Raw genomic sequence first — 10,932 nt, 5'->3', positions numbered from 1 at the left:
TTGTCTCCCGATTATCTGTGGCACGTAGAACAATCGTTAGGAGCATTGTTCTCTCTATGGCAATCGACACAAAATCCCATGTTGAGGGACTTGGACTGTCTAACCTTTACCATCTCTGCCATGTTACCGTGGCATGTGGAACAATCAACACCGCGTTGTACGTGTCGTGAATGGTTAAAGTATACGAAGTCTGGTTGGTCATGAACCTTTACCCAGGATACCGGAGTATTGCTATCGTATTGTTCTTTAAGCCATTTAACATGTTCTTGGTTGCCCGCTACGTTACCTGCTCCATGGCAGTTCATACAAGTGGAACTTGGGGGAACTGTGGCATGGGCCGAATTTTCAACACCAGTATGGCAATACTTACAGTCGATTTTGTTATCGCCGGCATGTATCTTATGGTTGAAGGGGATGGGCTGGTCGGGTGAATAGCCCACATAACGGCTAGGTGAAAAAATCAAATATGCTAGTGCTGCAATTGCAACGATAGGCACAGAGATCTTGAGTATTTTTATATTCATTCGCAGATTTCCTGAATCCGTTTACACTGTCTTCTGACAAGGAAAGGTAAAATCAGAAAAAAAGCAAGTATGTAAGGGTTTTGGATGCGAAAAAACATGAAAAGAGACATAATGGGAAATTTTTCACGAACTTTCTTTATTGAAACCGAGTCTCAATTAATTAGCAAAATACCAGCAAACATTTGTTATCTTTTAAAGAAAAAAACCAATCCCTTGGGGATCGGCCTTAGACTGGGGAAAGGCGGTTCTTGTAGAAGTCCTTTAGTTTTTTGCGATGGTAAACCGTTTTGTAACGGCTCGAAGGGTATCTGCCGCATGGGAGAGTTTTTGTGAGGAAGATGCCACTTGGTCCGATCCTGTTGCGATGTGCATGGTTTCATTATTGATCCCAATCACAGACTGAGAGATTTGTTCGATGGCTCGTTTCTGTTCTTCTATGGCCCCGCGAATGGCTTCGGACTCCCTTCCCACTTCGCTAGACCTTGCATCCACTTCCTGGTTATAGTTCAATTGGGATTTGGTGGCTTCTGATAGCCGTTTCATCACACTTTCCACTTCGGCAATGTCTCTGATGATGAGGTTGAGTAGATCCACCGAAGAACGAATCCCTTTGGCTCCCTCTTCCAATTCTTTGCTATTTTTTCCAATCATGTCCTCGATGGCCTGGATGGAATGAGCCGTTTTGTCGGAAAGTTTGGAAATCTCCTCGGCCACAATGGCAAAGCCACGGCCCGCCTCTCCGGCTCTTGCCGCTTCAATCGCAGCATTCAGTGCGAGTAAACTTGTCTGGTCCGAAATTTCATCAATGATTCCAATCACTTCTTTCATTTCAGAGGAAGATTCCAAAATGACATTAATCACTTCCTTCATCTGGTTGAGTGATTCCCCACCTAGTTTGGCTTGTTTGGTTATGTTTTCAGTATTGGCTAGGGCTGCTTTGGTATCCTTTTCAATTTGGATGGCACCTTGGGATAATTCTAAAATCTTTTCATTGAATTCGATGATATTGTTATGTTGTTTGGCCGTGGAGGATGCGGTTGTTTCCATACTGGCCGCGACTTCTTCTGTGGTGGCTGAAATTTCTTCAGCAGATGCTGCTGTCCCTTGGGCCATATCTGAAAAACTAGAAGAGGAATCACGTAAACCTTCAGCAGAAGAAGCAATCTCTTCTGCAACTGTTTGGATTTCTCCTAGAGAATTTCGAATGCTTTTGACAAAACCATCTAAAGCTAAATTCATTCTGCCAATCTCATCGTGGTTGGTGAGAGTAAATGACTCGGTTAAATCTCCCTTTGCCATTTGGTCCAAAATGACAACAGAGTTTTCCAAAGGCAAAAGACGTTTTTTGAGAAACCGAAACACTCCCAAAACCACAAGAGCTGTAATCAATACCACAACGACTACGGCAAAAATGGCCACTTGGATGAATCCTGAATTCATATCGGATTTGGGAAGAACCACTCCGATGATGGTATTCCATTCCTCTAATCGTTTGATGAGAAAGGCATAGTCCTTTCCATTTTCCGTATACTCGAAATATGCTCCGTCTTTGGCTTCTAAAATGGGGCGACCTTCTGGAATTTTACTTAGGTCTAGTTTTAGAATTTTAGATTTATCAGGACCAGCAAACACAACCCCTTTGGTGGTGATGGCAGTGATATATCCGTTAGCACCGACATGGATCCCCTCACCCATTCGTTTCGAAACGAGTTCTAAGTTTAATGCGATCCAAAGAATGCCTATCAGTTTTCCATTGTCTTCGATGGGAAAAGAAACAAGACTTACCGGCAAACCAGTGATAGGTGATTCTTGGACAGAACCAATCAAATATTGTTTTTTGAGAGCCACAACAACGTGGTCCCCGGTTTTGGATTCTTCCAATTGGTATCCAATGGACCGAGGAATCCCCGCTGCAAAGATTTTAGCGTTCTGGATGGGCTCCGATAAAAAGATATTTTCGTATTCTCCATTTGCCTCTTGCATAAAGCCAACAAGAAGGTCTGTTGCAAATTTTGATTTTCCCGATTGGAAGGATTCTTTGATTTCTCTTTGTTTGGATAGAAGGCCAGCAATGCGAAGTTGCGATTTATAATAATTGGAAAGTTCAGCCCCAGCACTTTTGCCAGCGTTTTCCATTTCTCCTCGGTAAACTTTCAGAAGAAGTCCCCAATTCAAATACAAAATGAGAGCCGATACAACAGTGGATAAAACTAAAATGGAAAGAAATGTATAGAGACCAAGAATGTATTTTAAACTCTTCATATACCCTGTATGTGACGTGTTTTGGTGAAATTTTTAAGAGGGAAACGAAGGATTTATTGAAATTAATTTCCAAACTGACAAGCTTCTTTTTTGTTTCGCTTGAAAACAATGTTCAGTTAGGATGAGTCCGCAACGGATGTTTTGGTGGCACAAAAGGGCAAAAAAAAAAAGGCCCTGATTCTGACATCGAAGGGCCCTAAAAACCAGACTTACACAATTTAGCCTAGTTATACTTTCGAATTTTTAGAAGATTTCCCCTGAATTTTTTTTAGCCAAACCAAAGAAATTTTCTTTGTGACAAGGCCCCTTGTCTCTTTTTTCAAAAAAGCGACCGTGGGAGTGGCCACTTTGAAGGATTCCCGTTCCAGAACCGGCTCGATCCGATATTCTTTTCCGGCAAATTCTTCTAATTGGCTTAGTTTTTCCGAAGGCAGGATGAGAAGCCTTTCTGGTTTTTCCGACCAAAGTCGGTCCAATTTGTCTTTATCATAGACATTGCGGAAGTTTCTCTCTGCATAAAACCCGTAAGACCTTTTGGAATTGGACAACCAAAATGTATACACAACCGGTTCGTTTGGTTCCAGTTCTTTGATTTTGGCACCAAACTCTTTTGCTGGTTGGTAACTTGTGAGAAGAGGATAGAATTGCAAACTAATGGAGCTAAAAAACAAAGTGGCACCAACGAGTGTGACAAGCACTTCCAAAGGAATGAGTTGGGCGAGTAACAAAATCAGTAAAATTCCAATGGCACCGAATACATAGTACACAATGCCTACATCTGCCACAAAAACCGGAATGAGAAAATACCCCACGAGATAAACAAGACCTGCAATGAGAAAAGATGGACGAAGTCTTTCTACACTCGAACGGAATAAACTTTCTTCGGCTATCTTTCCAAAATAAAGAGCAGCCCCTGGAAGCACCCAATACGTGTATTGAGGGAGCGGAAACCTAGAAAAAGAAATCAAAAATAAAAAGAGGAATACCCAAAACGGAATCACAAAGTCGATGTCTTTGTATTCATTCGAACGGATTTTCCGAAGGATTTCTTTCCATCCAAGGGATTTGATATAATTGTAAGTGCGAAATGCGATATAGATGATCATAGGCACCACTCCACTAAAGAAGGCCCATGAAAAAGATTTATAAAAGTAAAATGGATCGAACTTCACATCATACATTTCTTTGTAGAAACGACCAAAGGATTGGATCCACAAAAAGAAAGATGGTCCATAGGAATTAAAACTTTTGTATAATAGAACACACCAAAAAGCAGGGAGAGATGCAAGAACGAGAATTCCCGTTGGCACTCGCATCGAAAGAAGTAACTTCCAATCTCTTCGGAATAAAATATCCCCACCAATAGACAAAGCAGGAATGACCACAGAAATGGGACCTTTGGTGATAAATCCCATAGACATCATGAGATACATTAAGTAAAAATAGTTTGGATTCTTTTTTCTTCCTAAATAATAAAAATGATATGTAAACACCAAGTAGGCGGTGAGATACACATCAATTTTTGGATCCACAACCATCGCATAAAATCCTGGTGCCAAAAGATAAGCGAAAGAAGCCAAGTAACCTTGTCTTTCTTTTCCACCGGTTAAAATAGTGATGCGATAAATGGAATAAACAGAAAGTAAACTGAGTAAAATAGCTGGAATTCGGAAGGCAATATTACTGATTCCGAAAAGAGAAAAAGAGCTAGCAATCGTCCAAAAGGTTAAGATCGGTTTATCTAAGTATCTTCTACCATTGTCAAATAAAGTAAAAAAATCTCCAGATAACACGAGTTCACGACTAATACTTGCATACTGCGAACTATCAATGTCAATCACATCCAAAGGCAGAGTGAACAAAACAGGAAGGGCTGCCAGGAGCAGTAAAATTCGATAAAAAATTCTTTCGGATGTGTTAAGTGTTTCTTTCATTCTAGGGTACCAATTTGGATTAGGCATTGTCCAAATCCTTTACAGGAATTGGGTTCTTGGTCATAACATTGCAAAATATCGCTATTATGAGTGGTGCATCCGTCCATACATTGGATCCTACCTGTGCGTTTCACATCAGGAGCCAAAGTGAGTTTTAGTTCTTCTTCTGTACAAGAGATAAAAACTTCACAAGCCGCTTGGCATTTTTTTTCGACAATATCTTGGCAGTTTGTTACCAATAGGACCAACGCAAAAGTTAAAATCCAATTACCTTGTTTCACTTCTTATTCCTTTTAACGCTAACATTCCACAAGCGCCATTGATGTCCCGACCAGGACTTCTGCGGTTGAGGATGGGAGCTGTTGTTTTAGCTTTGAGATGGGTGACAAAGTCTTTGACTTCATCATCTGTGGGTCTACGCCATCCAGTAAAATCAGTATTGAGAGGGATGACATTGATTTTGCATTTGTTCACAGAACGAGAAATTTTGGCGAGTCGTTCTGCATTGTCACGGCCCATATTCACTTCCGGGATCATAACATATTCAAAGGTAATGGCCCGGTCAAGTTCCTTAGTGAATCGTTTTGCTGATTCTATTAGTTTCTCTAACGGATGTTTGTCGTTTACATCCATGACAGATGAACGTGAGTTAGGATTTGGATGGTTGAGAGAAATCGCAAAATTGAAAGGTTCTTTGTTTTCAATAAACCGATTGATCCCTGTGGTGACACCGGCTGTGGAAATGGTAATTCGAAGTGCTCCAAGGCCAAATCCCTCTTGGTCTCGGAGGATATGGGCAGCTTTCATCACAGAAAAATAATTGTGCATGGGTTCCCCCATTCCCATAAAAACGATATTGGTGGCACGGTCGCCAACAAGTCGTTCCACTTGCAAAACTTGATCTAGGATTTGCCAAGTATGGAGATTACCCTTGTATTCCAAAAGTCCTGTTGCACAGAATTTACAATTGAGTGTACAACCAATTTGGGAAGAGATGCAGATGGTCTTTCGTCCCCCATCACCGGAGGGAATCCAAACTGCTTCGATTTCTTTGTTTTCACCTACATAAAAAGTGAATTTCCGAGTCCCATCTTCTTTGGAAGCAAGGTCTCGACCCGGTTCAATTTCAGGAAAGGAAGTATGTTGTTTTAGTTTTTCACGGACATCTTTGGATAAGGTAGTAAACTGATCCAAATTCGTGTAACGATTCTTATAAATGCCTGTATAAATTTGGGCGGCACGATATTTTTCCAAACCCAAAGAAACACAGATCTCTTCTAGTTCTTTTTTGGTTTTGCCTTTGAGAACTGGTATTTCCTCTTTCATTTGTTTGGAACATCCACCTTTAGCCAATCTTTTCGTTGCCCCCCGACGGGACAAGGATTTCCGGCAATTCTTTTAGACTTACCTTAGTTTCTTTCCTGAAACAAGTCGAATTTGAAATTTAAAAGAAACCTGTTCGAAAAATGGTTCGGTCAAATGGACATTGACTTACACACACTGATTCAAAAGCCTAGTATCTAGTGAGGGAAATTTACGAATGAATAGCGACGCCTTTATGGAATATGCCTTTATCGTCATGGTCGCACTGATAGGAATCGAAATCTTTGTTTCCTACATCAAAGGCAAACAATACTACCGGTTAAACGTTCTCATTGCCGATGTGAGCACAGGTGTGATCTTCGCATTGATTGGAGTGGTCATCCTACTTGGAGCTCTCTATGTTTACGACAAAGTAGAGACCAATTTTTCGCTCTCTGCCTTAGGTTACCATTTTTTTCCTTTGGAAAGTCCGTTTCAATTCTCCCCTAGTTTTTCAGTCAACTGGCCGGCTCTTGGTGCTTGGGCTTTTGCTGTTGTTTTTGCTGATTTCGTATATTACTGGTTCCATAGACATTGCCACGAAATCAATTTGTTTTGGGCCACACATGTCACCCACCACTCCACACAAGAAATGAATTTATCTGTAGCGTTTCGTGGAAATGGATTACAAAGAATTTTCGAATATATTTATTTTCTATCAATGGCCCTTCTTGGAATTCCTTGGGAGATGTTTTTACTCAGCCATAGAATTCTAAAAGTGTATCAGTTTGTGGTTCATACTCGTTTTGTGGGCAAACTAGGATTTTTAGAAGAGTTTATGGTGACACCGTCCAACCATAGAGTCCACCACGGGGTGCAAAAAAAATACATCGACCGTAACCACGGTGGTATCTTTATCATTTGGGATCGGATGTTTAAATCCTTTGAATGGGAAACGGAAGAACCAATCTATGGTTTGACAAAACCAGTTAATTCCTTCAATCCCATCACGGTCAACTTACACGTGTTCAAGGATATGTTTTTTCAAATTCTGGAGTGTAAATCTTTTGGTGATGTTTTTAAAACCATCTTTGGACCTCCAGGTTGGAAACCGAATTATCTCATTACAAGTGGCGACGAAGCTCCAGAGCCAACAAAAATTCTAAAATATGATCCCAAACCTCCCATGGGTGTGATGATCTATGTAGCACTCCAAGCCGCAGTTCTTATGGCTGTGGGTCTTGTGATTTGGAAAGTTGCCAAAATCAATTTGGAAAAAGACATGGTGACTCTTGGAATTTTATCTGTTGTGATCATCTTTAGTTTGTTTTCGATTGATCGAACCATGGAGATGAAACGATGGTCAAGAAGAACGGAAGTGGTAAGGAACGTATTGTTTATCTTTGCTTTTGTGGCGGCTTTAGTTTATTCCAATATTCCTAATATTGAAATTTTTGCCATCCCACTCATTGGCCTCTCGTTTGTATCCCTTGTTTGGATTGTCATCAAACGAAAGACCTTCTTTGACTTGAGTAATATTTCTAATACTTGGTATTAGTTTTTTATCTCTTTTAAAACGGACTCCGAAGGGAACAATTTGTTCGACTTCAGGAGTTCGTCTCCTAAATTTAAAAACGCCTTTGTTTTATCCCCATGTTTTTTGCATAAGTTAATGTCCTTATAACAAAGTCCCAAATCCACAAACGGGGACTTGATGGTTTTGGTTTCCCCTTGTCCACCAGACACAGACTGGTAATACAAAAAATCATCTTCAATCCATCCAAAGATATTTCCATAAGCAAAATAGGCAGAGGATCCATTTACTTTTCTTAAATCACGACCCATCACACTAAAGTATACTTCTCTTTCCATAAACCCAAGGATGGTGGGAATCAAATCCAGTTGGGAAGTGATGTCTTCTCTTAGCTCTGGTTTGATTTTTCCCGGAGCATAAATGAGTAGAGGAACATTTCTATCTTCATAGTAGTTGAGAAACCTATGGTGGCTATGGTCAGAAACAAAAAAGAAAACCGTATCCTTAAAGTAAGGTGCTTTTTTTGCTTTTTCCATATATTCGTTCAAAGCAAAATCCGCATAATGCAAAACATTTAAGTATTCGCTGTCTTGTGTACTGGATTCAAACAATCGAAACTTTTCATCGGGAACCTTATATGGATAATGAGTGGTTCCTGTATGAATCACAGAAACGATAGGTTTTTCCGGTTTTACATTCAGGAGGCGTTTGTGCATGGCATCGAGAGATGCTTCATCCAAATAACTCCAAGGCCCCGTTTTGTATTCGGGATTTTTTTCTAACTCATTCTTTCCGACTAGAGTATCAAACCCCCAATGGTACATGATACTTCCTTTGTTATTAAAACTAAGGTCAGTTCCTGTTACAAATAAAGTTTCATACCCGATGGTTTTGGCAATATTCCCAAGGCCTGAAAACCTGTTGAGAATTTGTGGTGTGCGAACCGCTGTTAGCCCCGGCCGATCCGGAATTCCACCCATCAGAGCCATAAGACCGTTTGTGGTCCTTCCCCCACTGGCAAAAAAATTTTTAAAGAACATTCCTTGGCGGATCAGTTGGTTGAAGTAAGGAGTGACAACTTTTCCATCCACTTTTCCTGTTCCAATGATATCAATGAACTTTCCTGTCCAACCTTCGAGAACCACAACAACTATATGTGGCAAAGGTTTTGCAGAAGTAACTGTTGTTTTACGAAGGAGTGGGTATTCTTCACTCACAAAGTTTGCGCCGGGATAAGCCACTTCTTTTTGGACAATGGCACTTGCCTCAGTTAACTTCATAAAATGACGGTCATCCACTTTGGTCATCTTTAAGTCTGTGATGACAGTAAACCCAGGATTTAGAACCAAATCATTGATAATGGTTTCTTTGGTAATGATGGCATCACTGGTTCGCAGAGGACTTGTTTGAACACCTCCACGAATTCCAAGAACAAGAAGTGCGAGCACCACAAGAAACTGGAGCCCTGCCCATTTGTAATGTAAATTTACATGGGAATAAGGAAACTTGGATTGGATTTTATAAATTCCAAACCCAATGGCGGAAATCACGAGAATCCCTAGTAAAAATAGGAAAGGATTTTGGGAAAAAGCAGATCCAACGAGTGGCAACATCTCAAACCCAAGATAAGCAAAGGCTTCGTATCCCAAATGTTTGTTTCCGTTTTCATAATAGATCAAATCTGCGATGAGAAGAAAAAGAAGCAGGATGATAAAAATAACAGGTAAGGTTCGCCAAACTGCCCTGTATATTTTATTACGATTAAAAAAATGCAAACTCGAATAAAGCAAACTGACGCCGAGTAACACACACAAGACGGAAATATCAAAACGCGCGCCTTTTAGGAAGGCTTTTAATAGTATCCAAGTTGATTTATCATGAATCCTGTAGGAATACATGGTAAAAAAAGCGACACGGTAGATGGTAAGAAATACGATTCCAAGGCCCGCAAGGAGCAAATGGAACCGAATGTAAAACGGCAATTTAGAAAATAGTTTTTTCATAAATAAAACTTAAAGAAACTTCCATAAAACTAAAAAAGATAAATCGATTGAAACACTGTCTAATCCAATGATTACGGTTTTACCATTTTGTAAATGGTTCCTGACTGGTAATCTGCCACAAAAATTTCTCCCTCATTGTCCCGACCAAAGGTAGGAATGAGTAAGTTCCATTTTCCAAGAGCAATCGTTTCTGTGACCTTTGTATTTTCTCCAGGTTTTGGAACTGGAATGGCCCAAATTTTTCCTTGGATAAAATCTCCAAACACATACATTCCCTTTAAATCCGGAATGGCTGATCCAGTATAAACATACCCACCAGTGATGGATTGTCCTTCGTCTCTACCATATTCATAAAATGGTGGTTCATAGAGGGCAGTATTACAGCCGTCAGTAAAACAATGAAAACCTTCTGTTTGGTTCCATCCATAGTTTTTACCGGATAAAATGATATCCACTTCTTCATAAGCATCTTGTCCCACATCTGCAACAAGCAAACGCCCATCAGGCGAAAAACTCATCCGCCAAGGATTTCGAATCCCGTAAGCAAAAGTCTCTGGAGCATAACCCGTTTTTCCCACAAAAGGATTGTCCGTAGGAATGGAATATGGTTTTTTTGAAGTTACATCTGGCGTAGGACTAATTCTTAAAATGGAACCAAGGAGAGTGTTTGGATTTTGTCCGTTGTTTTTGGGATCGGCTCTCCAACCGCCATCCCCAAGCCCTATGTACAAATGTCCATCGAGGCCAAAGGCCAATTGTCCTCCATTGTGATTGGGGTAAGGTTGTTCCACTTGCAATAACACTCGTTCGTTTGTTAATTTCATGGAATCAAAATCGGCAGGGTTTTCGACTACCCATTCGGAAACAATGGTGACATCTTTTCCTGCGACCGACTTAACATAATTTGTATATAACTTTGGTTGTTTGGGAAATTTAGGATGGAAGGTGAGGCCAAGTAAACCCTCTTCGCTGTCTGTGATCACAGGAAATTTTGCAAGCACTCGGCTTGTCTTTTTTTCCCTGTGGAAAAGAATCATATTTCCCGCCTTTTCAAGGGCAAATAAAAACGGACTGTCCCCCGGTGGGAACTGGATGTCTGTTGGCTCTTTTACTTTTACCACTTCTTGTAAGGAAATGGTCACTTGTTTGCGCTTTGCATCGACACCGATAAAAAGAGGTTTGGATCCGAGCACCTGGCCATCGGTTTCATACTTTTTATTGTAATTTTTTAAGATACTACGACCTATATCATCACAAGAGACAGACATAGACAAAAAAGAAAATAAGACAAAGGTTTGGATTTTCATAAACTTAGGTTCCCACAATAAGATAATTGGCTTGGATTTCTCTCCGCAATCAAAAAACTTAAACGA

The 10,932-nt window shown here is 40.3% G+C and carries 8 protein-coding genes; 1 reads left to right on the top strand and 7 read right to left on the bottom strand.

Features of this window, described 5'->3' with window-relative positions; all coding sequences use genetic code 11:
* Positions 1–11 precede the first annotated feature (11 nt).
* The 5 genes from EHR01_RS02305 to rlmN form a co-directional block, all read right to left on the bottom strand.
* Positions 12–524 carry a cytochrome c3 family protein gene (locus tag EHR01_RS02305; protein WP_081581578.1) on the bottom strand — a complete coding sequence of 171 codons (513 nt, stop codon included), beginning with the start codon at positions 522–524 and terminating at the stop codon, positions 12–14.
* Between the two features lie 261 nt (positions 525–785).
* Complete coding sequence (locus EHR01_RS02300) at positions 786–2,786, bottom strand: methyl-accepting chemotaxis protein (RefSeq protein WP_135692999.1); 2,001 nt, start codon at positions 2,784–2,786, stop codon at positions 786–788.
* Positions 2,787–3,013: 227 nt separating this feature from the next.
* Positions 3,014–4,720, bottom strand: a complete 1,707-nt coding sequence (locus tag EHR01_RS02295; RefSeq protein ID WP_135692998.1) for an ArnT family glycosyltransferase — start codon at positions 4,718–4,720, stop codon at positions 3,014–3,016.
* Positions 4,717–5,001, bottom strand: a complete 285-nt coding sequence (locus EHR01_RS02290; RefSeq protein ID WP_135692997.1) for a Cys-rich protein — start codon at positions 4,999–5,001, stop codon at positions 4,717–4,719. Before EHR01_RS02290 ends, EHR01_RS02295 begins: the two co-directional genes overlap by 4 nt.
* On the bottom strand, positions 4,988–6,046 hold the full coding sequence (gene rlmN / locus EHR01_RS02285) for a 23S rRNA (adenine(2503)-C(2))-methyltransferase RlmN (RefSeq protein WP_135692996.1): 1,059 nt from the start codon (positions 6,044–6,046) through the stop codon (positions 4,988–4,990). The genes EHR01_RS02290 and rlmN overlap by 14 nt, the downstream gene beginning before the upstream one ends.
* 214 nt (positions 6,047–6,260) lie before the next feature.
* Between rlmN and EHR01_RS02280 the strand changes: the two genes are divergently transcribed.
* A complete protein-coding gene (locus EHR01_RS02280) occupies positions 6,261–7,580 on the top strand; it encodes a sterol desaturase family protein (protein WP_135692995.1) in 1,320 nt (439 codons plus the stop codon).
* Here the strand turns inward: EHR01_RS02280 and EHR01_RS02275 are convergent.
* Together EHR01_RS02275 and EHR01_RS02270 are read right to left on the bottom strand one after the other, a co-directional pair.
* Entirely contained in the window at positions 7,577–9,559 is a 1,983-nt protein-coding gene (locus EHR01_RS02275) for an LTA synthase family protein (protein ID WP_135692994.1), read from the bottom strand. The two genes, EHR01_RS02280 and EHR01_RS02275, sit on opposite strands and share 4 nt — an antisense overlap.
* A 71-nt stretch (positions 9,560–9,630) precedes the next feature.
* Positions 9,631–10,866: a PQQ-dependent sugar dehydrogenase gene (locus tag EHR01_RS02270; RefSeq protein ID WP_135692993.1), complete on the bottom strand. Its 1,236-nt coding sequence runs from the start codon at positions 10,864–10,866 to the stop codon at positions 9,631–9,633.
* Positions 10,867–10,932: the final 66 nt, after the last annotated feature.

The organism is Leptospira mtsangambouensis (assembly GCF_004770475.1).
GTDB classification, from domain to species: domain Bacteria; phylum Spirochaetota; class Leptospiria; order Leptospirales; family Leptospiraceae; genus Leptospira_A; species Leptospira_A mtsangambouensis.
This window is presented reverse-complemented; position numbering and strand designations above follow the sequence as displayed.